This window comes from Bradyrhizobium sp. CSA112 (assembly GCF_029051645.1).
In the GTDB taxonomy this organism is placed as follows: domain Bacteria; phylum Pseudomonadota; class Alphaproteobacteria; order Rhizobiales; family Xanthobacteraceae; genus Bradyrhizobium.
On sequence record NZ_JAACFS010000004.1, the window covers coordinates 299,996 to 326,732 of the forward strand.

The following is a 26,737-nucleotide window of genomic DNA, read 5'->3' on the forward strand; positions in this document are numbered from 1 at the left end:
ACTTCCTCAGGCCCAAAAGCCCGGCAGAGTAGGCTCCAGCCTTCCACCGATCCGCACCGGCGCGACGCGCAGCGCGAGGCCGGTCGCATCGTCGGTCTCCACCGCAACGCCGCTGAGTGTCGCAACGCCCGACGCCGGTTCGAAGCGGCCCGAGGGAATGCCCGTCGTGAAGCGCCGCAGCGGCTCCTCCTTCTGCATGCCGATGATCGAGTCATAATCGCCGGTCATGCCGGCATCGGTCATGTAGGCGGTGCCGCCGGAAAGAATCTGATGATCGGCGGTGGGCACATGGGTATGAGTGCCGACGACGAGGCTGGCACGGCCGTCGCAGAAGAAGCCGATGCCCTGCTTTTCGCTCGTTGCCTCGCCGTGGAAATCGACCACGATCGCGTCTGCCGCCTCGCCGAGCGGACAGGCCTCGAGTTCGCGGTTGAGAATCTGGAACGGATCGTCGAACGGCGTCATGAAGACGCGGCCGATGGCATTGACCACGAGCGCGCGCTTGCCGTTCTTGGTATCGACCAGCGCAGCTCCCCGGCCCGGCGTGCCCTCCGGATAATTCGCAGGGCGGATCAGCTTCGGGGCGCGCTCGATGAATACCAGCGCCTCGCGCTGATCCCAGGCGTGATTGCCAAGCGTGATGGCATCCGCGCCGGCGTCTAGAAGTTCCTGATAGATCGTCTCGGTGATGCCGAAGCCGCCCGCGGAATTCTCACCATTGACGACGACGAGGTCGAGAGCCCAGTCGCGGACCATGCCGGGCAGATATTCCGCGATCGCGGTGCGCCCTGCCCGGCCGACCACGTCACCCACGAATAGAATACGCAAAGTTTCAGCTCCGGAAATCGAACACTTTCTTTTCCGTTAGCACATAATCCAGCGCCACGTCGTGCGGCAGCGCAGGAACCGCTTTTATTTCCTGCACGGACAAGGCGGTGCCAACTGCCGTGATAGCCTTCGCCTTGCGCAGATGGGCGAGCGTGAAGTCGTAATGTCCGGCGCCATAGCCGATGCGATGGCCCTGGCGGTCGAACGCCGCCAGCGGAATCAACATGACATCGGGAATGAGTTCTTCTGCCGCCGGCGACGGCTCGAGAATGCCGAGCGGCCCGAGCATCAGCCGGTCGTCGGGCGACCACGCACGAAACGCCAGCGATTTTCCGCGCGACAGAACCGCGGGTAGCGCCAGCTTGGCGCCCTGCTCCGCGAGCTTGCGCATCAATGGCGCAGGATCGATCTCGCTGCGGATCGGCGAATAGCCGGAGACGACCATGCCAGGCCCAATCGCGAACGGCACACCACGCTTTGCCATGGCCTGCGCCGCGGCCGCGCGTTGCTCGTCGCTCAACGCATCGCGCTTCGCCAGCGCGGCGGTGCGGAGGTCGGCTTTCGACAGGTTTGCGGTCATGCGATTTTCTCGGTGTCATCACCCGCGAAAGCGGGTGATCCAGTATTCCAGAGACGTTCGGGAATCAAACTGCGGAGCCGCGGCGTACTGGATACCCCGCATTCGCGGGGTATGACGGAACGTGCGGGGTAGATAAAATCGCACAAAACAACAAACAAAAGTGCGAAGCCGCGAACGCCGTTGAAGCACTCGATCCCGGAGTTCCCTACGAAAGTAGGTGGGCACCATATGTCCGGATCCACGGACCCGGCCAGGGACAGTTCCCTAAAGGATCGATAAGGCCCCGGGGATATATGGCTCCTGACGCACGACGCAGCTTCGCGGAACACAATGTAAGGGTTACGGGTGGAATTCGCCAGCGGTTATCAACTTGTGCTCGCCCTTAGATTGCGCTTTTCTTCACCCTCCCCTGGAGGGGGAGGGTCGTTCGCACTCGGCGATGCGCAGCAGCGCCGAGTGCAAACGGGGTGGGGTGATCTATCCGCGAGCGAGATCGACATGGTTACAACGGCAATCCGCCGCGCAGCAGCGAAGAAGCTGCGGGCGAATACCACGCCGCACGAGCGCATCCTTTGGCGCGCGCTAAAAGAACTACCGGTAGAAGGCACACATTTCCGGCGACAGGCGCCGATCGGTCCCTATGTCGTGGACTTCTTCTGTCCAGCAAAGCGTCTCATCATTGAACTCGATGGCGGTCATCACAATGACGATGCGATCGCCAAGCGCGATAGCGACCGGCAAGCCTGGTTGGAACAGGAAGGATACCGTGTTGTCCGCTTCTGGAATTCGGATGTTACTGGTGATCTCAGTGCGGTGATGGAGAAGATTTACGTGGAGGTGTACGGGTCGCGTGACGCAGAGGCGATGCCACTGAAACACCTCCGACGACGATAGACTGTCACCCCGCCCCGCCGCTGCGCGGCGACCCTCCCCCTCCAGGGGAGGGTAAAGAACGAGCGGCAACAGCCGGGCTTCACCCGATCGCGACGCCGCTGCCGATGGTGCGGTTGATGACTTGCGTGGTCTTCTCGATGCGGTCGGCGGCGGCGTTGAGTGCATTGGCGACCGCCACCTGGGTGGCCTTGGCGCGGTCGGCAGCGGCGACCCGCACGTTGCGCAAGGTTTCGAGTTCGCCCTCCAGCGCGCGGATGCGCGCGTTGGCATCCAGCAGTTCGTCGCACACCGTCAAAGCGGCCATCACGGTGAGGCGCGCGTCGCCGATCTCGCCGAACTTGCCGCGCAACTCTCCAACCCGCGATTCCAGGCTTTCGGCGAGCTTCAGGAGCCGCACTTCCTGCCCCTCCTCGCAGGCCATGCGGTACTGCCGGCCGTTGATGGTGACGTTGATGTGGCTCATTCACTCTCTCCGGCATCGAGTACCGCACGGATGGTGCCGATCGCGACATCCAGTTTTTCGGCGATCTCGCGGTTGGTGCGCTCCAGCCGCCGCGTCTTCACCAGCGAGCCGTCGAGTTCGTCGGCGAGCCGTGAGCGATCGGCGCCGAGCGCCTGGATCCGGCTCGCCAGTTCGTTCTCGTCGCGGTCGGCGTCGCGCCGCCGCTCGGCCGCGGCCTCGAGGGCATCGAGCGCCATCATCAGGCGCCGAGTGGCGGCGTCGATGTCGGCATAGACCGGCTCGGCATTGCCGGCCCCGTTGGTGTGACGATCGCTCATGGGAGGCAGCGCGCACCTTCGCGTAGGCCCGCCGCACGGCAGCAAAATCCGCGGTTCGGCAAGCGGTTAGAGCACGAAATTTACGTGGCAAGCGAGCCGAGTGCAACGCCGACGCGAAGCTATGCACTGCTAAGCAACTTTTCGGACCGGAAGGGCGTTTCCCCGCCTTGGACTCACGGGGATTGTGGTGCTATCCAGCCCCAACTTTCCCTTATGCCACCCCCGTATTGCGGCCTCGCCCGGTACGTACCTACAACCAAGCACCTCATTTCAGGCGGATTTTCATCATGACGCAGGTCGATCATACCCGTATGGCCAATGCGATTCGCGGGCTTGCCATGGATGCCGTCGAAAAGGCGAAATCCGGCCATCCCGGCTTGCCGATGGGCGTCGCCGACATTGCGACCGTGCTGTTCACGCAGTTCCTCAAATTCGACGCCAGTGCTCCGAACTGGCCGGACCGCGACCGCTTCGTGCTCTCGGCCGGACACGGCTCGATGCTGCTCTATGCCTTGCTGTACCTGACCGGCAACAAGGACATGACGCTCGAACAGATCAAGTATTTCCGGCAGCTCGGCTCCAAGACGCCGGGGCACCCGGAAAACTTCGAGACCAGCGGCGTCGAGACCACGACCGGCCCGCTCGGCCAGGGCATCGCCACCTCGGTCGGCATGGCGCTGGCGGAAAAGATGCTGGCGGCCGAGTTCGGCAAGAAGGTGGTCGCGCACCATACTTACGTGGTCGCCTCCGACGGCGACCTGATGGAGGGCGTGTCGCAGGAAGCGATCGCGATGGCCGGGCACTGGAAGCTCAACAAGCTGATCGTGCTGTATGACGACAACGGTATCTCGATCGACGGCCCGACCTCGCTCGCCGATTCGGTCGATCAGGTGAAGCGATTCAAGTCCGCCGGATGGGCGGCAGAGCTGATCGACGGCCACGATCCGAAGGCGATCGCAGCGGCGATCACCCGCGCGCAAAAATCCAACAAGCCATCGCTGATCGCCTGCAAGACCACCATCGGCTACGGCGCGCCGACGCGGGCCGGCACGGCGAAGGCCCATGGCGAGGCGCTCGGCGCCGACGAGCTCAAGGGCGCCAAGGAAAAGCTCGGCATCTCGCTCGAAGCCTTTTCAGTGCCCGATGACGTGCTTAAGGCATGGCGCGCGGCCGGCAGCCGCGGCGCTGCCGCGCGCGAGGAATGGGAAGGCCGCTTCGCCGAACTCGGCAGCCGCAAGCGCGCCGAGTTCGAACGGCGCATGCGGCACGAGCGGCCGGCGTCGCTTTCGAAGGCGCTGCGGGCTCACAAGAAGGCGCTACTGGAAACGCCGCAGAACGTCGCCACGCGGAAATCATCGGAGTCCGCGATCGAGGCAATCGCAGCCGCGATGCCGATGGAATTCCTCGCCGGCTCCGCCGACCTCACCGGCTCCAACAACAACAAGGCAAAGTCGGCCGTGGCGTTTTCCGCCAAGACGCCGAAGGGCCGCTTCATCCATTTCGGCATCCGCGAGCACGGCATGGCCGCGGCGATGAACGGCATTTTCCTGCATGGCGGCTTCGCGCCGAACGGCGCGACCTTCCTGGTGTTCACCGATTACGCCCGCCCGGCGATGCGGCTCGCCGCACTGATGGGCACGGGCGTCGTCTACGTGATGACCCATGATTCGATCGGGCTCGGCGAGGACGGACCGACGCATCAGCCGGTGGAGCACCTCGCCGCGCTGCGTGCGATTCCCAATATGCGCTTGTTCCGCCCCTGCGACGCCGTCGAGGTCGCGGAATGCTGGGAACTGGCGCTCAACCGGATCGACGGCCCGACGGTTCTGGCGCTGACCCGCCAGAACCTGCCGCAACTGCGCACCAACGCGCCGAACGATAACCCCTGCGCCCACGGCGCCTATGAGCTGGTCGCCGCCCAGGGCGACGCCAAAGTGTCGCTGTTCGCCTCGGGCTCCGAGGTCGAGGTCGCGGTGGCCGCCCAGAAGCAGCTGACTGAGCGCGGCATCGCGTCGCGGGTGGTCTCGGTGCCCTCGCTCGAACTGCTGCTGGCGCAGCCGGCGGACCGGCAGAAGGCCATTATCGGCAACGCCCCGGTCAAGGTCGCGATCGAGGCCGCGGTGCGCTGGGGCTGGGACGCGGTGATCGGCCAGGATGGTGAATTCGTGGGCATGCACGGTTTCGGCGCAAGCGCACCCGCCAAGGACCTTTTCAAGCACTTCGGAATTACCGCCGAGGCTGCGGTTAACGCTGCCCTGAAGCGCTTGGGCTGAAGGTTGAGATTACTGGGAAAAAGGACTACCTAGACCCCCATCTTGACCGTTCCCGCCCGGCCGAACCGGGCGTTCCGCCGTCAGCACCTCCGTGGAACGTCTCCGCGGGGCCGGCACCGGCTATTAGAGGAGAGATCAGCATGGCAGTCCGCGTCGCGATCAACGGATTTGGCCGCATTGGCCGCAACGTGTTGCGGGCGATTGCGGAATCTGGCCGCACGGATATCGAGGTGGTCGGCATCAACGATCTCGGCCCGGTCGAGACGAACGCCCACCTGCTGCGTTTCGATTCCGTGCATGGCCGCTTCCCCGGCACGGTGACCGTCGACGGCGACTCGCTCAGTCTCGGCAATGGCAAGATCAAGGTCTCCGCCGAGCGTGACCCATCCAAGCTGCCGTGGAAGGCGCTCGGCGTCGACATCGCGCTGGAATGCACCGGCATCTTCACCGCCAAGGACAAGGCCTCTGCGCATCTGACTGCCGGCGCCAAGCGCGTGCTGGTCTCGGCTCCCGCCGACAGCGCCGACGCCACCATCGTCTTCGGCGTCAACCACGACACGCTGACCAAGGATCACCTGGTCGTCTCCAACGGCTCCTGCACCACCAACTGCCTGGCGCCGGTCGCCAAGGTGCTGAACGACACGGTCGGCATCGAGACCGGCTTCATGACCACGATCCACGCCTATACCGGCGACCAGCCCACCCTCGACACCCTGCACAAGGATCTCTATCGCGGCCGCGCGGCGGCGATGTCGATGATCCCGACCTCGACAGGTGCTGCGAAAGCCATCGGCCTGGTGCTGCCGGAACTGAAGGGCAAGCTCGACGGCGTCGCGATCCGCGTGCCGACCCCGAACGTCTCGGTGGTCGATCTCAAGATCGTCGCCAAGCGCGCCACCGACACCAAGGAAATCAACGCGGCGATGAAGCGCGCCTCCGAGCAGCAGCTCAAGGGCATCCTTGGCTACACCACCGCGCCGAACGTCTCGATCGACTTCAACCACGACCCCCACTCGTCCACGTTCCACGAGGATCAGACCAAGGTGTTGAACGGCACGCTGGTGCGGGTGATGTCCTGGTACGACAATGAATGGGGTTTCTCCAACCGCATGGCCGACACGGCCGTGGCGATGGGGAAGCTGCTGTAAGTCTCGTGTCCCGGACGCGGCGCGGCACGAAGTGACGCGACGCAGAGCCGGGACCCATCCAGTGCAGGTCCCGGTTCAGCACAGCGGCACTTCGCGCCGCCGTGCGCCCGGGACAAGAGAGCGCCAATGTCGAAATCATTCCGCACCCTCGATGACATCGACGTGAAGGGCAAGCGCGTGCTGCTGCGCGTCGATCTTAACGTCCCCATGGAAAACGGCCGCGTCACCGACGCGACGCGACTCGAGCGCGTCGTGCCGACCATCACCGAAATTTCCGACAAGGGCGGCAAGGTCATCCTGCTCGCCCATTTCGGCCGGCCGAAGGGACGCGACGTCAAGGATTCGCTCAAACCCGTCGCGGCGGCGCTGGGACAGGTCATCAAGAAGCCAGTCGCCTTTGCTGACGACTGCATCGGCGAGGCCGCGGCCAAGGCCGTGGCTGCGATGAAGGACGGCGATATCCTCTGCCTGGAGAACACCCGCTTCCACAAAGAGGAAGAAAAGAATGATCCGACGTTCGTAGCCGAACTGGCAAAGCTCGGCGACATCTGGGTCAACGACGCGTTCTCGGCCGCGCACCGCGCCCACGCTTCCACCGAAGGCCTCGGCCACAAGCTGCCCGCCTATGCCGGCCGCACCATGCAGGCCGAACTCAACGCGCTTGAGAAGGCGCTGGAAGCACCGACCAAGCCGGTCATCGCTATCATCGGCGGTGCCAAGGTTTCCACCAAGATCGACCTGCTCGAAAACCTCGTCACCAAGGTCGATGCGCTGGTGATCGGCGGCGGCATGGCCAACACGTTCCTGCACGCACAGGGCGTCGGCGTCGGCAAGTCGCTGGCGGAGAAGGACCTCGCCGCCACCGCGCTGCGAATCCTTGAGAAGGCTACTGCCGCGAACTGCGCCATCATCCTCCCCGTCGATGCCGTGGTCGCCTATCACTTTGCGGCCAACTCGCCTTCGCACGCCTATGGCCTCGACGCCATTCCGGCCGACGGCATGATCCTCGACGTCGGCCCGCAATCGATCGCGCGGATTCATTCCGCGATCGACGATGCCGCGACGCTGGTCTGGAACGGCCCGCTCGGCGCGTTCGAAATGACGCCGTTCGACCGCGGCACGGTCGTTGCGGCCAAGCACGCGGCGGCGCGCACCAAGGCGAAGAAACTGGTCTCTGTCGCCGGCGGCGGCGATACCGTCGCGGCGCTGAACCAGGCCGGCGTAGCCAACGAGTTTTCCTATGTTTCGACGGCGGGCGGCGCGTTTCTTGAGTGGATGGAAGGCAAACCGCTACCCGGCGTCGAAGTTCTGAAATCACGCTAATCAAGACCAGTCGGGCGCCAGGGGCGCTGCAAATACAGGGAGAATTTGAATGGCTCGCATTACCTTGCGTCAACTGCTCGATCATGCGGCAGAGCACGATTACGGGGTGCCGGCGTTCAACATCAACAACATGGAGCAGGCGCTGGCCATCATGGAGGCCGCCTCCTCGGTCGACGCGCCCGTCATCATCCAGGCCTCGCGCGGCGCGCGCTCCTACGCCAATGACGTGATGCTCAAGCACATGATGGACGCCGTCACGGAAATCTATCCGCAGATCCCGGTCTGCGTGCATCTCGATCACGGCAACGAACCCGCAACCTGCATGACCGCGATCCAGGCCGGCTTCACCTCCGTCATGATGGACGGTTCGCTGAAAGCCGACGGCAAGACCCCCGGCGATTGGGACTACAATGTCGGCGTGACGAAGACGGTTACCGACATGGCTCATCTCGGCGGCATCTCGGTGGAAGGCGAGCTTGGCGTGCTCGGTTCGCTGGAAACCGGCATGGGCGACAAGGAAGACGGCCACGGCGCGGAAGGCAAGCTCTCGCACGACCAGTTGCTCACCAATCCCGACGAAGCCGTGAAGTTCGTCAAGGAGACCAAGGTCGACGCGCTGGCGATCGCGATGGGCACCTCGCACGGCGCCTACAAGTTCACCCGCAAGCCGGACGGCGACATCCTCGCCATGAACGTGATCGAGGAGATCCATCGCAAGCTGCCGAACACGCATCTGGTGATGCATGGCTCGTCCTCGGTGCCGCAGGATCTGCAGGAGATCATCAACGCCAATGGCGGCAAGATGAAGCCGACCTGGGGCGTGCCGGTTTCCGAAATCCAGCGCGGCATCAAGAACGGCGTGCGCAAGATCAACATCGACACCGACAACCGCATGGCGATGACCGGGCAGATCCGCAAGGTCTTCAAGGACAATCCGGAAGAGTTCGATCCGCGCAAATACTTAAAGCCGGCGATGGAAGCCATGGCCAAGCTGTGCAAGCAGCGGCTGCAGGAATTCAATACCGCAGGCCAGGCCAGCAAGATCAAGAAGGTGCTGACGACGGCCGAAATGGCCAAGCGCTACACCAAGGGTGAATTGGACCCGCGGGTTGCCTGAACCGGCACCCGCGCCTCGCAATCACCCCCGGTGCGACGAACGTTTTCTAGGCAATTGCCCGAGAACCGCCTATTTTGGTGCGCAAGGGCATGATGTTTTCCGGAGAACGTTCCCATGAATCTTGCTGATCTCAACAAGGTTGCCCTCGCCATGGTCACCCCGGGCAAGGGCATTCTCGCCGCCGACGAATCCTCGGGCACCATCAAGAAGCGTTTCGACGCCATCAAGGTCGAATCGACCGAGGAGAACCGCCGCGACTATCGCGAGATGCTGTTCCGCTCCACCGAGGCGATGAGCAAGTACGTCTCGGGCGTCATTCTTTACGACGAGACCATCTGGCAGAACGCAAAAGATGGCACGCCGCTGATCAGGCTGATCGAGCAGTCCGGCGCGATCCCCGGCATCAAGGTCGATGAAGGGACGCAAGCGCTGCCGCAATGTCCGGGCGAACTGGTCACCGTCGGTCTCGACAAGCTCGCCGAGCGCCTGAAGAAATATTACGAGCGCGGTGCGCGCTTCGCCAAATGGCGTGCCGTGATCGATATCGGCAGCGGTATTCCCACACAGACGGCGATCCACGTCAACGCGCATGCGCTGGCGCGCTACGCCGCGCTGTGCCAGGCGGCGCAGATCGTGCCGATCGTCGAACCGGAAGTGCTGATGGACGGCGATCACGATATCGACCGCTGCTATGACGTGACCCAGCATGTGCTGAACAAGACGTTCCAGGAATTGCTGATACAGCGCGTCGAGCTCGAAGGCATGGTGCTGAAGCCCAACATGGCCATCTCGGGCAAGAAGTGCGTGAGACAGGCTTCCGTGGAAGAAGTCGCGGAGAAGACCGTGCGGCTGCTGAAGGCGTGCGTTCCCGCAGCCGTGCCCGGCATCGCCTTCCTCTCCGGCGGGCAATCCGATGAGGAGGCGACCGCGCATCTGAACGCCATGAACCGGATCGGCGGCCTGCCCTGGCGGCTGACATTCTCCTATGGCCGGGCGCTGCAGGCGGCGCCGCAGAAGGCCTGGTCGGGTAAGGCCGAGAACCTCGCCGCAGGCCAGCGCGCCTTCACGCACCGCGCGCGGATGAACGCGCTGGCAAGCAAGGGCGAGTGGGAAACCGGCCTGGAAAAGAAGGTCGCCTAGACTTGGCCAATAAACCTGCTCCGCCGCGCCCGGCGCCGCGGCTCTATCTCGCGACGCCTGAGGTGGACGATCCGTCGCAGCTCGCGACCCATCTTCCGGAGCTACTGGCAGCGGCCGACGTCGCCGCGGTGCTGCTGCGGCTGAAGCAGACTGATCAGCGCACCATGATCGCGCGCGTGAAAACGCTTGCGCCCGCGATCCAGAATGCCGGCGCGGCGCTCCTGCTCGACGGCCATGTCGAACTGGTGGCGCGCGCAGGCGCCGATGGCGCGCATCTGAACGGCCTTGCCGCGCTGGAAGATGCCTTGCCGTCGCTGAAGCCGGACCGCATTGCCGGCGTCGGCGGCCTTGCCACGCGGCACGATTCGATGGCCGCGGGCGAAGCGGGCGCCGACTACGTGCTGTTCGGCGAGCTGGATGCCAAGGGCCAGCGGCCCTCGACCGAGGCGATCGCCGAGCGCCTGCAATGGTGGGACGAACTGTTCGAGCCGCCTTGCATCGGCTTTGCCGCCTCGCGCGAGGAGGCGTCCGAATTCGCCGCCGCCGGCGCAGATTTTGTGCTGGTTGGCGATTTCATCTGGACCGACCCGCGCGGCGCAAAGGCGGCGCTGATCGATGCCGGGCAGGCGATCGCGCAAGCGCACGACGCAGCGTTCGGAAAGGCCAAGTCCGGCCCTGACAAGTCTAGCCCTGATAAGATCGGCCCTGATAAGACCGGGCACGGATAACGCCGGATATGAAACTCCTGCGTCCCATATCGCTGCTTGCGGGCCTGCTGATGACGGTAGCCGGCGCCTCCGCGCAGGTCTCGCTGACGCCGCCTGCCGCGCAACCGCCCGCAAACCCTCCGGCTGCGAAAAAGGAGGCGCCCAAACCAAAGGCTCCGCCCGCAGCGAAAAAGCCCGCCGCGACACCGGCGCCGACAGCAGCGCCCAAACCGGCAGCAACGCCCACGCCGGCGCCCTCCCCCTCGCCGACGGCCGCCTTCGAGGATCCGAACGCCGATCTCGTCTACGGCGCCTATCAGCGCGGCCTCTACAAGACCGCGCTCGATCTCGCGACCACGCGCGCGCAATATAACGGCGACCCCAAGGCGATGACGATGCTGGGCGAGCTCTACGCCAACGGGCTCGGCATCAAGCGCGACTATGCGAAGGCCGCCGATTGGTACCAGCGCGCCGCCGATGCCGGCGACCGCGAGGCCATGTTCGCGCTCGCCATGATGCGGCTGTCCGGCCGCGGTGGCCCCACCAATCGCGAGCAGGCCGTCAAGCTGCTGGCCTCCGCGGCCAAGCTCGGTAGCCCCAAGGCGGCGTACAATCTGGCGCTGCTCTATCTGGACGGCAACACGCTGCCGCAGGACCTCAAGCGCGCCGCCGAACTGCTGCGCACTGCGGCGGATGCCGGCAACCCGGAGGCGCAATACGCGCTCGCCACCTTCTACAAGGAAGGCACCGGCGTGCCGAAGGACATCGACAAGGCGGTGCGGCTGTTGCAGGCGGCCACGCTCGCCGACAATGTCGACGCCGAGGTCGAGTACGCGATCGCGCTGTTCAACGGCACCGGCACGCCGAGGAACCAGGCTGCGGCGGTCGCGCTGTTGCGCAAGGCCGCGCGGCAGAACTCGCCGATCGCGCAGAACCGCCTCGCCCGCGTGCTCGTGAGCGGCCTGGGGGTGCAGATGGACAAGATCGAAGGCCTGAAGTGGCACCTTGTCGCCAAGACCGCCGGCAAGGGCGATCCCGAGCTGGATGAAGGGCTCTCGGAGCTCAGCCCCGAGGATCGCGCCAAGGTTGAGGCGGCGGCGCGGAAATGGACCGGTACCGCCGACAAATCACGCCTTGACGGCGGCATATCAGCAGGGCACCCAGTCCCTAAACCCTGACGGCATTGCGCCGTTCCCTCTCACTATAAGCGCTCGCATCATGCTGTATTCAGCCCTTATCAACGTCATGGTGAAAGCTGCGCGCCGCGCCGGCCGCAGCCTCAAACGCGACCTCGGCGAGATCGAGCATCTGCAGGTATCGTTGAAGGGGCCGGCGAACTTCGTCACCAAGGCCGACAAGCGCGCCGAGGAAATGCTGTACGAGGATCTCGCCAAGGCACGGCCCGGCTACGGCTTCATCGGCGAGGAAGGTGGAACGCGCGAGGGCGCCGACAAGACCCACACCTGGATCGTCGATCCGCTCGACGGCACCACCAACTTCCTGCACGGCATCCCGCAATTCGCGATCTCGATCGGCCTGCGGCGCGAAGACACCGTCATTGCCGGCGTGATCTACAATCCCGCCAATGACGAGCTCTACATCGCCGAACGCGGCAAGGGCGCCTTCCTCAACGACCAGCGGCTGCGCGTCGCCGGGCGCCGCCAGCTCAACGAATGCGTGGTCGCCTGCGGCCTGCCGCATATCGGCCGCGGCGACCACCAACTGGCACTGAACGAAATGGCCGCGCTGCAGAACAAGGTCGCCGGGTTCCGCCGCTTCGGCGCCGCCTCGCTCGACCTCGCATTCGTTGCTGCCGGCCGCCTCGACGGCTACTGGGAACGCAATCTCTCGCCCTGGGACATCGCCGCAGGGCAGATCATGGTGCGCGAAGCCGGCGGGACGGTGAGCGGCATCGAGGGCAAGGATGATGCGCTGAAGACCGGGCACGTAATCTGCGGCAATGAGTTCGTGCACGGGGAGCTGGTGAAGATACTGGGGCCGCTGGGAAAATAGGGCGACGGTTCCAAGCCACGCGCCGTCGCTTCATCCGCGATCGGGTGATGCAGCCTTCCGGAGGCGGCGGAAGCACACCGAGGAGCCGCGGCTCTCCCAGCCAAAAATATTGAAAACAACCCCATGCACAGTAGCCGGCACTCGCCGGGTGCCGAAGTAGACATTTGACACGTCGGGCAAATCAGCGAGACAAGACCATCATCCACCGAACGAAGCGATTGTAACAAGTCGTGCGGGGACCATAGGTCGCGGGCCGGTCGCGCCATGACGCACCTGAACGCAGGACCCGAACGATGCCATCGAGCACGCGGCGGTCATCTACCCGCCGAACGCCGCGCGGCTTGTTCGGCAACATCGGCTTAGTGGCGGTCCACTCATGTTCGCTGAATTCGCAGCGCATGATTCGAGGCTCCGATTTCGAAGCTTGAATGACGTCCAGGGTAGCTAGCATCCGTGGCTAGAGTCAGCCGCGCGGCTGGAGCCGCGATATGTTCTCGAGCAACCGCTGACTGGTCAGCACAACAAAGTAATAACCGAATTGCGGATTCTGAAAATAAATTTCGAGCAGCTTTTCATAGGTTATGGTCATCACCTGCCCATCTTCAATGCATTCGACGGTCGCGGTTCGCCGTTGATTTGGAGTAAGGAAACCAAGTTCGCCCACGAGACGTCCCGGCGGAATCTCGACGTTGATTTCCTTCACCAAAAACTTTCCCGTGACCGTCAGGAACATTTCGGTAGCGACATCATCCTTCTTGCATAATTTATCGCCGCGGCGATATTTGCGCTCGGTCATGTAAGGTTTGAGCCATTCCAATGAGGTGTCGCCCTCCGTCGCGATACGTGCCCTTTTGATCAGGTTGAGCATCTGACGGAGGCGGATTGCATTGATCGGCAACAACAACAGATAGAGTAAGAAAGCCCCGACATTTCCCGAGAGCGCGCCATAGGCGACGAAGAACATACAGCCGACCATGTTCGCGACGCGCAGCGGCACTATTGTATGCATCAGCAAGGTAGCGACAAGAAAGATGGCGCCAACCAGGGCGAACAGATTAGCAAGCGTGATGTTGGCCAGCACAATTTCCAGCAGCCGGTTGAATAGTGCGTCGTAGGTGATGTTGTTCGGATCGAGGCCCATCTGAACCAGAATCTTTGCGATCCTGAGATTGTCCGCCGCTGTATCAAGTATGCGGTCTAGTATCGTCGAAAGATCTGCAAGGCTGGACTCCATCGGATCATCCTCCGCGCACAGCCGTCGCCAGCGGTCTTGGTGCAATCGACGGATTTTACCTCGGGCGGTGATTTCGGCAATTGCCCGCTCCTAGTTGGTTTTACCGTCGTATCTGCCGCTGAGCTGACGAGAGGTAACGCCGGCTCATAGGCGGCTTTCGCAAGTGGGGAGCAATCAATAGTGTCGCAAAAAGTCGGGATGTCCAAGTCTGGCTTTGGCACATAGCGTCGTTTCGCTGCTATGCAGTAGCCGGCTATCGGGGCATAGCGGACTCTGGCGCGGCGTCAGCCCGGCAAATTCAAGAGTCCATGGACTGGATGCATCGGCCGCCGCCTGCGCCAAGGCTTCTCGACGGCCCGAGGCCGCAAGTCCCGGCGAAGCCCTGGCGTCGCGGGTCACGGAGCAAGACAACGTCTATCACTTCACCGGCGCCGGCGGGCCGACCATTTCGGCTCCCGCGGCCTCCTCCAGCTTCTCCCGATCCCCCGCCAGCACGCGCTGCACTGAGACGAAGAACACCGGCACCATCAACAGCGCCAGAATCACCACCGCGATTTTATCGTATCCCTGCGAAGTCGTCGGGGGCCCAAAAGGCGGAATCTGCTCGCTATCGATATCTTAGGAGTCTGGAACGAAACCGCACGTAGGGCATCGGTGCGTTTCAATTCGGTCGCGACACGAAAGCCGCGATCGAGAAATATCTGTCGAGCACAACGAGCGGACGCCGGGGTTAACAATGTGCTTGGCGAGGGCACGAGTCCAAAACTTCGCTCGCTCCGTGCACGCTTCCTATGCGCTCGATCGGAAGTCCAGGAAGTCGGCTCTTGCTCATTTCCTTGGACTGATCAAATCCGCGGCGGCGGGCAGCTTACCAGCCTGATCGGTTTACGCTTCGCCAAATAGATCGACTTGCCATTTCACAAGCCGCTCATGATCATTTTCCCGACCGCCCACTCGCTCGCGAAGTAGCCGCTGTATTTGGGCAAGCTATCGGGCATGTCCAGCACACGGCGGTGATAAAATATATCCATCCGAACCGGCGGCAGCCCGGCCTCGGGCCCGAAATTGCTGGCCGGGATGAACATCACCTTGAACGGCCCGACGCCCGCAACCTCCACAACGGGCTTGTCGCAAGTCCGGCAAACCCCGCGATTGAAGTTCGGCGGCGGACGGTGTTTCCTGAATGAGATATTGCCGGCGTTTTTCAGCACGACATCCTTGGCGCGAACGGCGACCACATCCGCGAACGGTTTGCCGTTGAACGCCTGGCAGATCAGGCAGTGGCACCGGAACCTGGCTTTCGGCGACGTATGCACCTCGAACGAGCAGGCGCCGCATTCGCATGAGCCGCTTAGCGGCAACGATGTGTCGGTGGTCATGTGCTGAAACTCCTGAGCTTGATTTGATGACGGCGTACTGGTCACCGGAGCATCATGTTGAGGATGATATCGATCGGCTGTCTGAAGGGCGCGCGCAGAAGGTTGGAGAGGTTCCAACGGCCCTGCTCATAGATCCCTTTGGCATGGCTGAGAGTACGGAAGCCTTCGATGCCATGGTATGCGCCCATGCCGCTGGGACCGACACCGCCGAAAGGCAGGTCATCCTGGGCGATGTGCATGATCGTCCCGTTGATAGTGACGTTGCCGGAGGTCGTTCGGCTCAGCACCATGCCTCGGTCTTCATCATCGGCACCGAAATAGTAGAGCGCGAGCGGCCGGGGCCGGGCGTTCACGTAGGCGATCGCATCGCCAATATCGCGGTAGGGAAAGATCGGCAGGACCGGACCGAAGATCTCCTCGTGTGCGATGCGCATGTCGTCTGTGACGCCGAGGACGACGGTCGGCGCCAGCGTGTTGGGGCGCAGAGACGCCTCACCGGGCCGGTTGCCGACCTCGATGATCCGCGCTCCTTTGGAGCGGGCATCGTCGATCAGGCTCTGAAGCCGGGCATGGTGCCGCTCGTTTATGATTGAGGTGTAGTGTTCACTCGTCGGACCGTCCGCATAGAAGGACGCCACTTTTCGGTCATACGCCCCGACGAACGAGTCGACATCGTCTTCGTGGACGAGTGCGTAGTCCGGGGCGATGCAGGTCTGGCCTGCGCTGAGCAGCTTTCCGTAGGCAATTGACGCCGCCGCTTGGTCGAGGGCGTGGCCCTTGGCAACGATGCTAGGCGACTTGCCCCCGAGTTCGAGCGTAACCGGAACGAGGTTGTCGCTTGCAGCCTTCATCACCGACCGCCCTACTGCAGTGCTCCCGGTGAAGACCAAGTGGTCGAACGGCAAGGCCGAGAAAGCCGCCCCTACGGCCGCATCGCCGGTCACGATCGCGAACTGGTCCTCGGGGAACATCTCGCCCAGCATCTTCGCGAGTATTGAATTCGTGACGGGCGTGAACTCCGAGGGCTTCAGCATAACTCGGTTTCCGGCTGCGATGGCCGTGACAACCGGCATCAGCGCGAGGTTCACCGGATAGTTCCACGGCGACATGACGCCGACGACACCAAGTGGTTGATATTCGACGCGGGCCTTGCCGGCCTGCATGTGTAGCGCAACGTGTCGGCGGGTTGGCGCCATGAATTTGTGAAGGTTGCGGATCAGATATTTTGTGCCCTCGGCGACCCCTCCAACCTCCATGATCGCCGTCTCATACCTCGAGCGATGCCCGAAATCGGCATTGATGGCGTCTTCGATCGCCTTGCGATGCTCGATGATCGCGGCTCGGAACTTGGTCAGATCGGCGCGTCGCTGCGCCAGCGAAGGCGCTCCCTCACGCAGGAAGGCAGCACGTTGGCTGGCGAGGAGGCCGCCAAGCCGATCAGCGTCGGTGATTTTTGCGATGGCACTCATGGCCCACTCCGATGTAGACAGGAGAAACTTACGCCCTTGACATAGGCGCTCAAGTAGCCACTGTCAACAATGTATCCATAAGAAACTTTGAGGCACCATGCAGGACGCACCGAACCGCCCCTATCACCACGGTGATCTCCGTCGTGCGGTTATAGAGACGGCGTTGGATATGCTTCGGGAGGAGAAGGGCTGGCAGTTCACGCTGCGGGAGGTCGCCCGCCGGGCTGGCGTAAGCCACGCGGCCCCCTACAAGCACTTCCCTGATAAGGCCGCGCTGCTTGCAGAACTCGCCATGATTGGCTTCGACCGGCTGCGCGACACCCTATCGGCAGCGAAGTCTGAAGCGCCCAACTCTTTGCGCGACGAAATCACTACGATAGCTCGTGCCTACGTCACGTTTGGAACGGACAACCCGGCTCTCTACCGCCTGATGTATAGCGCGGAGGACGGGCAAGCGGTGGGAATACATCTCAATGAGCGGGCGCTGGCGGTGTTCGATGTTCTCCTCGAAATCCTCCGGCGCGGCCAGGCCGCGGGGAGCATTCGCAAGCGGCCGATAGAAGGTCAGGCGGCAGCCGGCTGGGGGCTCGTCCACGGCATGACCATGCTTGCGATCGATGGGCTCTTGGTGCCCGAGAAGGTGGGATCGGCCCCCTTGGATGCCGCCTTAAGCGCGCTGGTGGAAGGGCTGGGGAGCCCAGCAACATGACACTAAATTAATGCTCTGAATTTACTTCGGAGGCATAGCCGACATGGCCGGACTTGCCGCTGGGTCGCCCGTGTAGCGATTGACCCCATAGCGGCTGTCGTCCGGCCCACCGGAGCGGGCAACGCGTGCCAGATTTGTTCGTATTCGTTAAGTACTGCGTTCGACGTGCTGCGCCAGTTTCTCGAGGGTCTGATAACCGAATTCGACCGCGCCGAATCCGATCCCCGCGTCGCGCTGAGCCTTCGTCGGATGCAACTGCCGCAAAGTGATGACGGTCTTGCCGTCGCTCTGCTCATCGAACGTGATGGTAGTGCGGAATATGCCAGGATCGTTGTCTTTGTCGGCGCCATGATCGAACTCGATCAGGTGCGGCCTCTCGATGCGCCGGAATTGCATCCGATTCGTATATCGCTTGCCGTCGGGAGCGATCATATCGAACCGCCATTCGCCGTTGACGCGAATATCCATTGACTTTGTCTCGACCCTAAAACCGGCCGGACCAAACCATTGGGGGAGATGGCGCGGATCAACCCAGGCGGAGAAAACCAACTCTCGTGGCGCGTTGATCACGCGCGAGAGGACGATCTCTCGATCGAGCGCCCAAGTGGACAGGGGCGTTTCATTTTGACTTGCGTTTGCGGGCATTGGACTTCTTCTCCTTCTTCAGTTTCTCAACGTACATTTCCAGTCGATCCAGTCGTTGCTCCCAGATCTCCCTTTGGGCCGCCAACCAAACCTCGACGGTTGCGAGAGCTTCCGTCCGCAATGAGCACATCCTGACGCGACCGGTCTTCTCGGACGCAACGAGGCCGCTGCTCTCCAGAATGCGGATGTGTTTCATCAGGCTCGGCAGCGCCATTTCGAACGGCTTCGCCAGTTCTCCGACGGATGCCTCGCCATCACACAGTCGCATGACGATCGCACGACGGGTCGCGTCGGACAGGGCCCCGAAAACGTGGTCGAGTTGCATTGATTGGTTAGCCATAAAGCTAACTATAGTGGAGACACAAACGTGTGTCAATAAAAGTTAGCCATACGGATAACTAATAGGTAGTGAGCACAGCGTCGTCGATCGAGTTCGCCAACTTATGAAGAGAGAGTGCGTCGCTGCGAAAGTGTCAGTCCACTTTTGCGAGGTGCCAACCGGCGCGGAGAGCGTCTACTTATCGGGGTAGACCGGAAGTGGTCGGCCTAAATTTTTGGGTCGCTGATTTCACGACATATTGGTCGACTTCTCTCCCGTAAAGGCGCACCGTTCCTGTGACGCTTGAACTGAAGCGTCCCAACGTTTGCGTAAACTTATCTAAACCACACTCAAGGCGGCCTAACATGCGCGCCCCAGACGCCGTCGTAACGTTTATTGTAGTCCTCGCAATCGGCCTTGCCGCTGGCTTTCTGTACGACCGGCTTGTGGGGCCGTCATGGCTTGCTCGTCAGTTCTCCGGATCAACCCGCGGCATCGTCACAAGCGCATTGGTGGGTACGGCTGGCGCGTTGATTGGCTATCACATCGCGGTGCTTCTCGCGCTCGGCGGCGGGATAGTGACGTCGGCAATTGCAGCAGCGCTCGGAGCGACTGTGGTGCTGTTCGCTTGGCGGATGACGAAATAGTAAAAATATTTCTGCTCGTGGTACTTTCGAGACATGCCGACCGACGCGGAACGCCCTCGATATCGGCGCCGATGCGCTGCGTGAGCGGCACCGCCGTTTCGAGCGTGGATTGCATGGCCGGGGTGTTTTGGGTTGGTACCAAAATCGTCTTCGTCGTCAGCCCCGCTCGTTGCAAATGAACGAAAGTCCCACGCAGCCAAGACGGCACTGACTTTCGACAGGCTAAAATCTTCGAGGCAAGACCGCCAAGACTTCGGCCTAAGGTTCCGTCGGCGTTGCTTGTGACCCCAGCCGAGGTGATCGAATAAACGGGAGTGATGTCGCTTATTGGCCGGCTCGAGAGCGCCGCGCTGCAGCATTTCGCTCCCGCAAACCGACCGTCCCCTCGCGCCTTTTGATGATCAGGGCTATTCTTTCTCTCCGATCGTGGTTTCGGCGAAGCGCGTGAATGGCAAGAAATGAGCCGCACAGCTTTCGTTTGGTGATCAAATGGCGCACAGCGGCCAAAAGGGCTTCGGCATGACCAAGCACGGCCGATCAGGGCACGCGACCCGATCGCCGCGTTTCCGCTTCCTGCAGAAGCTCGAAGCACAAAAGAACGATCGCAGGGACCGCTCTCGGATCAAGGACCCGAAACGGTCCGTCGAAGAGCTATTCCATCCCCGGAAGCCAACACAAACCTGACGAACTAGCAAAGTCCGGGTCTGTGTCGGTTGCTGGAGGAAAAACGGACTACGTTTGCGCTGCTAGAGACTTCCGAGTCTGACCCCATTGCAGACGCGCGCGGCCTATTGCTGCGATCTGCGTTCAAGCAACCGGTCGCGGACCTCCTCCGACACAAAGCGCTCCGCCCGCTGCCATGCCTCGTCATTGTCACCGCGGAACTGGAAGTACTTTCTGAACACGACGCGCTGGGCTGTTGTATCGATGGCAACAATCCGCACAACTTGCACCAGCGTGCTTAGCTTGTGAACGATGCCAATAATCAGGATCTGCGTGCCGGCCTGTGACGCCGCGCGCAGCCGATCGCGCAACGCCGGTCCGTCGGTCGGACAATCTAGCGCGCAGGAGGAGGGCACGAGCTCAAAACGCCGGTCTGCCGTGACGTCGTCCCGCAGCGCGGTCATGAAAGCCCGCAATCGCTTTTCATGTACGACCGTCTGATCGGCGGGCTCGTTCGACGTGTCGATATAATTGAAATCGTCGACGGAGACGGCCAAGGCGTGGCTGGCAGTCCCGGCGGATGCATCTGAGATGAGGCTGGATCCCAGGAACAGACCGGTGAACAGGCCGGCTGTGGCGAGAGCGTGCAACAGGGAGTCGTGGCGCATGGCGAGGGCTCGATTGCGGTGCGACTATAACCCCTTCCAAGCATCAATTGCTGCATTCCCTGCGGCTATCCGGCACCGTCGTTCAGACCAAGTCGCGCCAAATGTCCAAAGCGGATTTGACCAGAACATTAGAGGTCGCCAGCGGAAAGTCAGCTTACAAGTTAGTCATTCAAGGCTGATTGAAGTGCTCGCATTGCAAGCGCCGAAAAAAGGCGCAGTTTGCTGCAACGCATGAGTCCGCTTATGGACGTCGGAGAACTCGCCCTCGAATGTGGCGGCGAGCGAAATTCCGCTGACGAATTTCGCCGCGGCTGAAGTGTTGAACTCCGACGCCACGGAGTACTGGATGCCCGCCTTCGCGGACATGACGACCGAGGTTGCGGATACGGGCGGCGCACGGTTTTACGGCTTCAGCGCTTCCGGCGCCGCCTGCGGCTCATCCACCACCGCCTCCTCCACCTTCTCCCGGTCCCCCGCCAGCACGCGCTGCACTGAGACGAAGAACACCGGTACCATCAACAGCGCCAGAACCACCACCGCGATCATGCCGCCCATCACGCTGGTGCCGAGCGCCTGCTGGCTGGCGCCGCCGGCGCCCGTAGCAATGGCCATCGGCAGCACGCCGCAGACGAAGGCGAGGCCGGTCATCAGGATCGGGCGGAAGCGCAGCGAGCAGGCTTCCACCGTCGCCTCGACCAGCGGCTTGCCCTGCGCGCGCAGATCCTTGGCGAACTCGATGATGAGGATGGCGTCCTTTGCCGCCAGGCCAATAATGGTGATCAGACCGACGGTGAAATAGACGTCGTTGGGCAGCCCCCGCATCGTGGCCGCAATCACCGCGCCGCAGATGCCGAGCGGCACCGTCAGCAGCACGGCGAGCGGAATGGTCCAGCTCTCATAGAGGGCGGCGAGCAGCAGGAACACCACCAGCACCGAGAGACCGAGCAGGAACGGCGCCTGCGAGCCCGACAGCTTTTCCTGCAGCGACTGGCCGGTCCATTCGTAGCCGAAGCCGCGCGGCAGCTTGTCGGCGAGCCGCTCCATCTCCGCGATGGCGTCGCCGGAGGTGAAGCCGGGCCTCGCCTCGCCCGAGATGCGCACGGCGGGATAGTAGTTGAAGCCGGCGATCTGGGTCGGCCCCCTCGACCACTGAACCGTGGCGAAGGCGGAGAACGGCACCAATTGCCCGCGGCTGTTCTTGACGTTGTAATTGAGGATGTCGTCCGCGTTCATGCGGCTGGCGCGGTCGGCCTGCACGATCACGCGCTGCATCCGCCCGCGGTTCGGGAAGTCGTTGATGTAGTTCGAGCCGAGATTGGTCGAGATGGTCTGGTTGATGTCCTCGAAGGTGACGCCGAATGCGCCGGCCTTCTCGCGGTCGATCACCAGATTGACCTGCGGCGCCGGCGGCAGGCCCTCGACATAGACCTTCTGCAGCACACGGCTGGCATTGGCTTCGGCGATCAGGCGATCGGACGCAGCGACCAGCGCCGGATAGCCCTTCTGCCCGCGGTCCTGCAGGCGGAACGAGAAGCCCGAGGAATTGCCGAGATTGTCGATCGGCGGCGGCTGCAGCGCTGAAATCCTGGCGTCGCGGATCGAAGACAGCTCGCGGTTGATGTCGGCGACGATCGCCGCAGCGGAATCCTTTTTGCCCCGCTCCGACCAGTCCTTCAGCGTGATGAAGGCCTGCGCGGTGTTCATGCCCTGGCCGAGGAAGCTGAAGCCGGTCAGGAACGTGACGTCCTCGACGCCGGCGCGCTCGCGGAGATATTTTTCGACCTGCTCGACCGCCGCCTCGGTGCGGGCATAGGAGGAATCGGACGGCGTCTGCACGTCGGTGGTGATAAAGCCCTGGTCGTCGACCGGCAGGAAGCCGCCGGGCAGCCGGACGAAGGCCCAGCCGAGGCCGATGAACAGCACCGCGTAGATTGCCATCAGTCGGCCGGTGCGCTTCAGCGATCCCTTGACGGTGTGCGTGTAGCCGCTGCGGCCGCTATCGAGCACACGGTTGAACCAGCCGAACACGCCCTTCTTCGCATGACCATGGCCGGCTTCGACCGGCTTCAGCAGCGTCGCGCACAGCGCCGGCGTCAGCGAGAGCGCCAGCAACGCGGAGAAAGCGATCGCGGAAACCATGGTGACCGAGAACTGCCGGTAGATGATGCCGACCGATCCCGGGAAGAACGCCATCGGCACGAACACCGCCATCAGCACCAGCGTGATGCCGATGATGGCGCTGGTGATCTGCGACATCGCCTTGCGGGTCGCCTCCTTCGGCGGCAGGCCCTCCTCCGCCATGATGCGCTCGACGTTTTCGACCACGACGATGGCGTCGTCGACGAGAATGCCGACCGCCAGCACCATGCCGAACATCGTCAGCATGTTGATCGAATAGCCGGCCGCCATCAGCATCGCGCAGGTACCGAGCAGCGCCACCGGCACCACGATGGTCGGGATGATGGTGTAGCGGATGTTCTGCAGGAACAGGAACATCACGATGAAGACCAGCACCACCGCCTCGACCAGCGTCATCAGCACCTTGTTGATCGAGGCCTTGACGACGGGAGTGATGTTGTAGGGAATTTCGTAGCCGATATTGGCCGGGAAGAACTTTGACAGTTCCTTCATCTTGGCTTCGACGGCGCTGGCGGTGGCGAGCGCGTTGCCGGTCGGCGACAGCAGCACCGAAAGACCCGCGGTCGGCTTGCCGTTGAGCCGCGTGTTGAACTGGTAGCTCAAGCCGCCGATCTCGATACGGGCGACGTCGCGCAGCCGCACGGTCGATCCGTCCGCGTTGGCGCGCAGCGTAATCGCGCCGAACTCGTCCGGCGAGGCGAGCTGACCCTTGACCAGCACGAGCGCGGAAATCTTCTGCTCCGGCGTGCTCGGCTCGGCGCCGACGCTGCCGGAGGCGACCTGCGCGTTCTGCGCCGTGATCGCCTTGTTGACGTCGTCGGCGGTGAGGCCGTAGCCGACGAGTTTTGCGGGATCGACCCAGATCCGCAGCGAACGTTCGGTGGAATAGAGCGTGGCGCGGCCGACGCCGGGAATGCGCCTGATTTCGCCGAGCACGTTGCGGATCATGAAATCGCCGAGGCCGATTTCGTCGAGCGAACCGTCGGTCGAGTTCAGCGTGATGATCTGCAGCACGGCCGAGGAAGCTTCCTCGACCAGGATGCCTTGCTGGATCACCGCGCGCGGCAGCCGCGCCTCGACGCGCTTGAGGCGGTTCTGCACCTCGACCGATGCCGCGCCGGTTTCGGTGCCGGGCACGAAGTTGGCGATGATTTCGACCTGCCCCAGGGAGTCGCTGGTGGATTCGAAATTGAGGATGCCGGAGGCGCCGTTGAGCTCCTCCTCGATCAGTCGCGTGACGCTGTTGTAGAGGTTCTCGGGCGATGCGCCGGGATAGCTGGTCGAGATCGAGATCGAGGGCGGCGCGATGATCGGATATTGCGCGACCGCCAGGAGCGGAATCGAAATCGCGCCGACCAGGCAGATGAAAAGCGCGACCACCCAGGCGAAGATCGGCCTGTCGATGAAGAAACTAGGCATCTCCCGATCTCAGCGGGATGCTTGGGTCGCCGGTGGTCCCGGTATTGTACCAACCGAGGCATCCGCGTCGATCCACGCCTTCGCCTTGACCTTGTCGCCCGGCACGAATTTCTGGAATCCGTCGACGATGACGCGGTCGCCTTCCTTCAGGCCCTCGCTCACCAGCCACAAGCCGTCCTGCACCGCGCCGGTACGGACCGGCTGCGTCGCCACGCGGCCGTCGTCCTTGACCACGAAGACTTCGCTGCCGCCGCCGGCATCGCGCTGAATCGCCTGCTGCGGCACGGCGATGGCGTCGGAATCGATACCCTGCTCGATCAGGACGCGGACATACATGCCCGGCAACAGTTCGCGATTCGGATTCGGAAACTGTCCGCGCAGCGTGACCTGTCCGGTGTAAGCATCCACCTTGGCTTCGGAAAACAGCAGTTTGCCGGGAATCGGATAGAGCGTCCCGTCGTCGAGCACGAGGCGGACCTTGGCCGCGTCGGGAGCGATCCGATCGAGATCGCCATTGTCAAAGGCACGGCGCAGCTTGTTCATTTCCGACACCGATTGGGTGAAGTCGGCGTAGATCGGGTCAAGTTGCTGGATCGTGGCGAGACTGGTGGTCTCGTTCTGCACCACCAGCGCGCCTTCGCTCACCAGCGCGGCGCCGATGACGCCGCTGATCGGCGCACGGATCGTTGCATAATCAAGGTTCAGCCTGGCGCGCGCGACTTCGGCCTGGCGGCTGCCGACCTCGGCTTCCGCCTGACGCTGGGCCGCGATGGCTTTTTCGTTCTCCGCCTCCGGCGCCGCGCGCTGGCTGGTCAGCGTCGCGATGCGCCGCGCGTGCTGTGCGGCTAGATCGAGCGCAGCCTCTGCCTTGTCCAATGCGGCTTCGCTCGCCTGCAGTTCCACCTCGAACGGCTTGGGGTCGATCCGGTACAGGGGATCGCTGGCTTTGACCTCGGTGCCCTGCTGGAACAGGCGTTCGACGACGATGCCTGAGACCCGTGCACGAACCTCCGAAACCCGGGTGGGCGCGATCCGGCCGGGCAATTCCCGAACGATGGCGCGGGACTGCGAGCGCACGGTGAAGGTGCCTACTTCAGCTTCAGGCGGTTTTGCCGCGGCGGTCGCGGCAATCGGTTCATTGCAGCCAGCCAAAAGCGGCGCCATCGCAGTCAACATCAAAACGATGCATGCCGATTGCGTTCGAAGTCCGGACATTGAAAGCATTGCCCCAGTTCAAAGTTGAAGCGCGAATTGAGCATTCGCGACGTTGTCGTAGGAGATCGTGGGAACTCACGGTTGATGGCATATAGGATAGGGAACGCCTGCTGCGACGCAATACGGTGTCGCGGCGGCCCAATGTCACACAATGCTATCGCGCTGAATTAGCGTCCATTTTTCCGGACTCACTCTATTGTGAGCCGGTTCCATTGAGGCGTTTGCGGGTAGCCCGGATGGAGCGAAGCGCAATCCGGGTCGGGTGCATGTGGTGATTCATCCTCGATGCCCCGGGTTTCGCTACGCTTCACCCGGGCTACGGCTCTCCAGCTCAGCGGCCGCCTTCATCCGGTAATGGCTAACGCCCCACTCGCTGCCATTGGCGTAACCGAACAGGCCTGCGGTGGCGAGAAGGAACCAGCGCCAGCGCCGCATCCACAACGCGGTCTCGCCGCCGTAAACCTTGCGGAGCACGCCTTCGATTTCGTCGCGATGCGTATCGAAATTGTTGAGCCAGTCCTCGGCCGTGCGCTGATAATGCGTGCCGCTCCAGCGCCATTCCTTTTCGACCTCGAGCAGATCGGCATATTGCCGGATCAGATGGTGGCTTGGCATCACGCCGCCGGTGAAGAAATGTTGGGCGATCCAGTCCTGCCCATTGCCGCGATCGAACAGATAGGCGCCGGAGCGATGGGTGAAGATGTGCAGGAAGAAGCGGCCGTCGGGTTCCAGCCATGTGCGCAGATGCGTCATCAGTTCGCGCCAGTTCACCATGCGCTCGAACATCTCGATGGAGACGATGCGGTCGAACCGCGCCTCCGGCGCGAACCGGTTGATGTCCGATGTGATGACGCGCAGATTGGCCAAGCCGCGCTTTCCGGCTTCGCCCTCGATATATACGCGCTGCGCATTCGAGTTGGAAATCGCCGTGACTTGCGAATGCGGGAATTGCCGCGCCATCCACAGCGACAGCGAACCCCAGCCGCAGCCGAGCTCGAGGATCGATTGTCCGCCGACGAGATCGGCGTGCTCGACGGTCTGGCGCAGCGCTTCCTCCTCGGCCTCCTGCAGGGTCGAGGACGCCTCCCGGTAGAAGCAACAGGAATATTTTCTGTTAGGACCGAGCAAGCGGGCAAAGAACTCGGCCGGTACCTCGTAGTGCTGGACGGCGGCCTCGTCGGAATACTCGGCGATGGCGCGCGCCGCCATTTCGTCGGCGAGCCAGGCATCGCTTTCCGCATTCCCGGTGGCGAGCCTGGTGGCGGTGCGTGAGCAGAGCTGGTGGATTGCGGCCCGGATAATGGCGTCGGGCAGCGGCACGCGCTCGGCGGTGGCCATGATCGTGGAGACGAAGCTCATGTGACCACTCCCTCTTTAAGCACGATGCTTTGCGAAACCGGGTCCCCACTCTGCGCTGACCCGATCCCG

The 26,737-nt window shown here is 62.8% G+C and carries 26 protein-coding genes, 1 other RNA gene and 1 pseudogene; 11 read left to right on the forward strand and 17 right to left on the reverse strand.

The window, feature by feature from the left end; all coding sequences use genetic code 11:
• Positions 1-6: 6 nt before the first annotated feature.
• From GWE18_RS11440 to ssrS, 3 genes are all read right to left on the reverse strand, one after another.
• Entirely contained in the window at positions 7-828 is an 822-nt protein-coding gene (locus tag GWE18_RS11440) for a TIGR00282 family metallophosphoesterase (RefSeq protein WP_275185853.1), read from the reverse strand.
• 4 nt (positions 829-832) lie between these two features.
• Positions 833-1,408, reverse strand: a complete 576-nt coding sequence (locus GWE18_RS11445) for a 5-formyltetrahydrofolate cyclo-ligase (RefSeq protein WP_275185854.1) — start codon at positions 1,406-1,408, stop codon at positions 833-835.
• A gap of 161 nt (positions 1,409-1,569) precedes the next feature.
• A non-coding RNA gene (ssrS, locus tag GWE18_RS11450) (6S RNA) lies at positions 1,570-1,730 on the reverse strand.
• A gap of 23 nt (positions 1,731-1,753) precedes the next feature.
• Between ssrS and GWE18_RS11455 the strand changes: the two genes are divergently transcribed.
• Complete coding sequence (locus tag GWE18_RS11455) at positions 1,754-2,302, forward strand: endonuclease domain-containing protein (protein ID WP_275185855.1); 549 nt, start codon at positions 1,754-1,756, stop codon at positions 2,300-2,302.
• A 79-nt stretch (positions 2,303-2,381) separates the two neighbouring features.
• Here GWE18_RS11455 and GWE18_RS11460 read toward each other — a convergent pair whose 3' ends face one another.
• Both GWE18_RS11460 and GWE18_RS11465 read right to left on the reverse strand, forming a co-directional pair.
• On the reverse strand, positions 2,382-2,765 hold the full coding sequence (locus tag GWE18_RS11460) for a cell division protein ZapA (protein WP_057853871.1): 384 nt from the start codon (positions 2,763-2,765) through the stop codon (positions 2,382-2,384).
• Complete coding sequence (locus tag GWE18_RS11465; protein ID WP_057853870.1) at positions 2,762-3,082, reverse strand: DUF4164 domain-containing protein; 321 nt, start codon at positions 3,080-3,082, stop codon at positions 2,762-2,764. Before GWE18_RS11465 ends, GWE18_RS11460 begins: the two co-directional genes overlap by 4 nt.
• A 287-nt stretch (positions 3,083-3,369) precedes the next feature.
• Between GWE18_RS11465 and tkt the strand changes: the two genes are divergently transcribed.
• From tkt to GWE18_RS11505, 8 genes are all read left to right on the forward strand, one after another.
• Entirely contained in the window at positions 3,370-5,355 is a 1,986-nt protein-coding gene (gene tkt / locus GWE18_RS11470; protein ID WP_275185856.1) for a transketolase, read from the forward strand.
• 140 nt (positions 5,356-5,495) lie between these two features.
• On the forward strand, positions 5,496-6,503 hold the full coding sequence (gene gap, locus GWE18_RS11475) for a type I glyceraldehyde-3-phosphate dehydrogenase (RefSeq protein ID WP_275185857.1): 1,008 nt from the start codon (positions 5,496-5,498) through the stop codon (positions 6,501-6,503).
• 126 nt (positions 6,504-6,629) lie between these two features.
• Positions 6,630-7,826, forward strand: coding sequence for a phosphoglycerate kinase (locus GWE18_RS11480; RefSeq protein ID WP_275185858.1), 1,197 nt, complete (start codon positions 6,630-6,632; stop codon positions 7,824-7,826).
• 49 nt (positions 7,827-7,875) lie between these two features.
• On the forward strand, positions 7,876-8,943 hold the full coding sequence (gene fba, locus GWE18_RS11485; protein WP_275185859.1) for a class II fructose-bisphosphate aldolase: 1,068 nt from the start codon (positions 7,876-7,878) through the stop codon (positions 8,941-8,943).
• 114 nt (positions 8,944-9,057) lie between these two features.
• A complete protein-coding gene (locus tag GWE18_RS11490; RefSeq protein ID WP_275185860.1) occupies positions 9,058-10,083 on the forward strand; it encodes a class I fructose-bisphosphate aldolase in 1,026 nt (341 codons plus the stop codon).
• Between the two features lie 2 nt (positions 10,084-10,085).
• Positions 10,086-10,811, forward strand: coding sequence for a thiamine phosphate synthase (locus GWE18_RS11495; RefSeq protein ID WP_275185861.1), 726 nt, complete (start codon positions 10,086-10,088; stop codon positions 10,809-10,811).
• 8 nt (positions 10,812-10,819) lie between these two features.
• The gene (locus tag GWE18_RS11500) at positions 10,820-11,968 is read left to right on the forward strand and encodes a tetratricopeptide repeat protein (RefSeq protein WP_275185862.1); all 1,149 of its coding nucleotides are present in this window, start codon (positions 10,820-10,822) and stop codon (positions 11,966-11,968) included.
• Between the two features lie 40 nt (positions 11,969-12,008).
• Entirely contained in the window at positions 12,009-12,803 is a 795-nt protein-coding gene (locus GWE18_RS11505) for an inositol monophosphatase family protein (RefSeq protein ID WP_275185863.1), read from the forward strand.
• Between the two features lie 202 nt (positions 12,804-13,005).
• Here GWE18_RS11505 and GWE18_RS11510 read toward each other — a convergent pair.
• The 5 genes and pseudogenes from GWE18_RS11510 to GWE18_RS11530 form a co-directional block, all read right to left on the reverse strand.
• Positions 13,006-13,203: pseudogene (locus GWE18_RS11510) on the reverse strand (transposase); the annotation flags it as partial.
• 63 nt (positions 13,204-13,266) lie between these two features.
• Entirely contained in the window at positions 13,267-14,037 is a 771-nt protein-coding gene (locus GWE18_RS11515; protein WP_275185865.1) for a cyclic nucleotide-binding domain-containing protein, read from the reverse strand.
• Between the two features lie 417 nt (positions 14,038-14,454).
• Positions 14,455-14,586, reverse strand: a complete 132-nt coding sequence (locus tag GWE18_RS11520; RefSeq protein ID WP_275185866.1) for a hypothetical protein — start codon at positions 14,584-14,586, stop codon at positions 14,455-14,457.
• A gap of 368 nt (positions 14,587-14,954) precedes the next feature.
• Positions 14,955-15,416, reverse strand: coding sequence for a GFA family protein (locus GWE18_RS11525; protein WP_275185867.1), 462 nt, complete (start codon positions 15,414-15,416; stop codon positions 14,955-14,957).
• A gap of 41 nt (positions 15,417-15,457) precedes the next feature.
• Positions 15,458-16,885 (reverse strand): coniferyl aldehyde dehydrogenase, encoded by a 1,428-nt coding sequence (locus GWE18_RS11530; RefSeq protein WP_275185868.1) that lies wholly within the window; start codon positions 16,883-16,885, stop codon positions 15,458-15,460.
• 97 nt (positions 16,886-16,982) lie between these two features.
• Between GWE18_RS11530 and GWE18_RS11535 the strand changes: the two genes are divergently transcribed.
• Positions 16,983-17,594 (forward strand): TetR/AcrR family transcriptional regulator, encoded by a 612-nt coding sequence (locus tag GWE18_RS11535; protein ID WP_275185869.1) that lies wholly within the window; start codon positions 16,983-16,985, stop codon positions 17,592-17,594.
• 147 nt (positions 17,595-17,741) lie between these two features.
• Here the strand turns inward: GWE18_RS11535 and GWE18_RS11540 are convergent, their stop codons facing one another.
• Complete coding sequence (locus tag GWE18_RS11540; RefSeq protein ID WP_275185870.1) at positions 17,742-18,239, reverse strand: SRPBCC family protein; 498 nt, start codon at positions 18,237-18,239, stop codon at positions 17,742-17,744.
• Positions 18,214-18,579 (reverse strand): metalloregulator ArsR/SmtB family transcription factor, encoded by a 366-nt coding sequence (locus GWE18_RS11545; protein WP_275185871.1) that lies wholly within the window; start codon positions 18,577-18,579, stop codon positions 18,214-18,216. The genes GWE18_RS11540 and GWE18_RS11545 overlap by 26 nt, the downstream gene beginning before the upstream one ends.
• 344 nt (positions 18,580-18,923) lie before the next feature.
• Between GWE18_RS11545 and GWE18_RS11550 the strand changes: the two genes are divergently transcribed.
• Complete coding sequence (locus tag GWE18_RS11550; RefSeq protein ID WP_275185872.1) at positions 18,924-19,205, forward strand: transglycosylase; 282 nt, start codon at positions 18,924-18,926, stop codon at positions 19,203-19,205.
• A gap of 788 nt (positions 19,206-19,993) precedes the next feature.
• Here the strand turns inward: GWE18_RS11550 and GWE18_RS11555 are convergent.
• The 5 genes from GWE18_RS11555 to GWE18_RS11575 form a co-directional block, all read right to left on the reverse strand.
• Entirely contained in the window at positions 19,994-20,536 is a 543-nt protein-coding gene (locus GWE18_RS11555) for a DUF2380 domain-containing protein (RefSeq protein WP_275185873.1), read from the reverse strand.
• Between the two features lie 165 nt (positions 20,537-20,701).
• A complete protein-coding gene (locus tag GWE18_RS11560; RefSeq protein ID WP_275185874.1) occupies positions 20,702-20,902 on the reverse strand; it encodes a hypothetical protein in 201 nt (66 codons plus the stop codon).
• A gap of 36 nt (positions 20,903-20,938) precedes the next feature.
• A complete protein-coding gene (locus GWE18_RS11565; protein WP_275185875.1) occupies positions 20,939-24,094 on the reverse strand; it encodes a multidrug efflux RND transporter permease subunit in 3,156 nt (1,051 codons plus the stop codon).
• Positions 24,095-24,103: 9 nt separating this feature from the next.
• Positions 24,104-25,309, reverse strand: coding sequence for an efflux RND transporter periplasmic adaptor subunit (locus tag GWE18_RS11570; RefSeq protein WP_275185876.1), 1,206 nt, complete (start codon positions 25,307-25,309; stop codon positions 24,104-24,106).
• A gap of 300 nt (positions 25,310-25,609) precedes the next feature.
• Positions 25,610-26,668, reverse strand: coding sequence for a cyclopropane-fatty-acyl-phospholipid synthase family protein (locus GWE18_RS11575; protein WP_275185877.1), 1,059 nt, complete (start codon positions 26,666-26,668; stop codon positions 25,610-25,612).
• Between the last annotated feature and the right edge of the window lie 69 nt (positions 26,669-26,737).

Excerpts from the sequence above, each read along its gene's own strand:
- GWE18_RS11515 (WP_275185865.1), bottom strand. The coding sequence starts at position 14,037 with ATGGAGTCCAGCCTTGCAGATCTTTCGACGATACTAGACCGCATACTT.
- tkt (WP_275185856.1), top strand. The coding sequence starts at position 3,370 with ATGACGCAGGTCGATCATACCCGTATGGCCAATGCGATTCGCGGGCTT.
- GWE18_RS11540 (WP_275185870.1), bottom strand. The coding sequence starts at position 18,239 with ATGCCCGCAAACGCAAGTCAAAATGAAACGCCCCTGTCCACTTGGGCG.
- fba (WP_275185859.1), top strand. The coding sequence starts at position 7,876 with ATGGCTCGCATTACCTTGCGTCAACTGCTCGATCATGCGGCAGAGCAC.
- GWE18_RS11535 (WP_275185869.1), top strand. The coding sequence starts at position 16,983 with ATGCAGGACGCACCGAACCGCCCCTATCACCACGGTGATCTCCGTCGT.
- GWE18_RS11575 (WP_275185877.1), bottom strand. The coding sequence starts at position 26,668 with ATGAGCTTCGTCTCCACGATCATGGCCACCGCCGAGCGCGTGCCGCTG.
- GWE18_RS11465 (WP_057853870.1), bottom strand. The coding sequence starts at position 3,082 with ATGAGCGATCGTCACACCAACGGGGCCGGCAATGCCGAGCCGGTCTAT.
- GWE18_RS11530 (WP_275185868.1), bottom strand. The coding sequence starts at position 16,885 with ATGAGTGCCATCGCAAAAATCACCGACGCTGATCGGCTTGGCGGCCTC.
- gap (WP_275185857.1), top strand. The coding sequence starts at position 5,496 with ATGGCAGTCCGCGTCGCGATCAACGGATTTGGCCGCATTGGCCGCAAC.
- GWE18_RS11550 (WP_275185872.1), top strand. The coding sequence starts at position 18,924 with ATGCGCGCCCCAGACGCCGTCGTAACGTTTATTGTAGTCCTCGCAATC.
- GWE18_RS11480 (WP_275185858.1), top strand. The coding sequence starts at position 6,630 with ATGTCGAAATCATTCCGCACCCTCGATGACATCGACGTGAAGGGCAAG.
- GWE18_RS11560 (WP_275185874.1), bottom strand. The coding sequence starts at position 20,902 with ATGTCCGCGAAGGCGGGCATCCAGTACTCCGTGGCGTCGGAGTTCAAC.
- GWE18_RS11545 (WP_275185871.1), bottom strand. The coding sequence starts at position 18,579 with ATGGCTAACCAATCAATGCAACTCGACCACGTTTTCGGGGCCCTGTCC.
- GWE18_RS11500 (WP_275185862.1), top strand. The coding sequence starts at position 10,820 with ATGAAACTCCTGCGTCCCATATCGCTGCTTGCGGGCCTGCTGATGACG.
- GWE18_RS11505 (WP_275185863.1), top strand. The coding sequence starts at position 12,009 with ATGCTGTATTCAGCCCTTATCAACGTCATGGTGAAAGCTGCGCGCCGC.
- GWE18_RS11490 (WP_275185860.1), top strand. The coding sequence starts at position 9,058 with ATGAATCTTGCTGATCTCAACAAGGTTGCCCTCGCCATGGTCACCCCG.
- GWE18_RS11445 (WP_275185854.1), bottom strand. The coding sequence starts at position 1,408 with ATGACCGCAAACCTGTCGAAAGCCGACCTCCGCACCGCCGCGCTGGCG.
- GWE18_RS11565 (WP_275185875.1), bottom strand. The coding sequence starts at position 24,094 with ATGCCTAGTTTCTTCATCGACAGGCCGATCTTCGCCTGGGTGGTCGCG.
- GWE18_RS11570 (WP_275185876.1), bottom strand. The coding sequence starts at position 25,309 with ATGTCCGGACTTCGAACGCAATCGGCATGCATCGTTTTGATGTTGACT.
- GWE18_RS11525 (WP_275185867.1), bottom strand. The coding sequence starts at position 15,416 with ATGACCACCGACACATCGTTGCCGCTAAGCGGCTCATGCGAATGCGGC.
- GWE18_RS11460 (WP_057853871.1), bottom strand. The coding sequence starts at position 2,765 with ATGAGCCACATCAACGTCACCATCAACGGCCGGCAGTACCGCATGGCC.
- GWE18_RS11555 (WP_275185873.1), bottom strand. The coding sequence starts at position 20,536 with ATGCGCCACGACTCCCTGTTGCACGCTCTCGCCACAGCCGGCCTGTTC.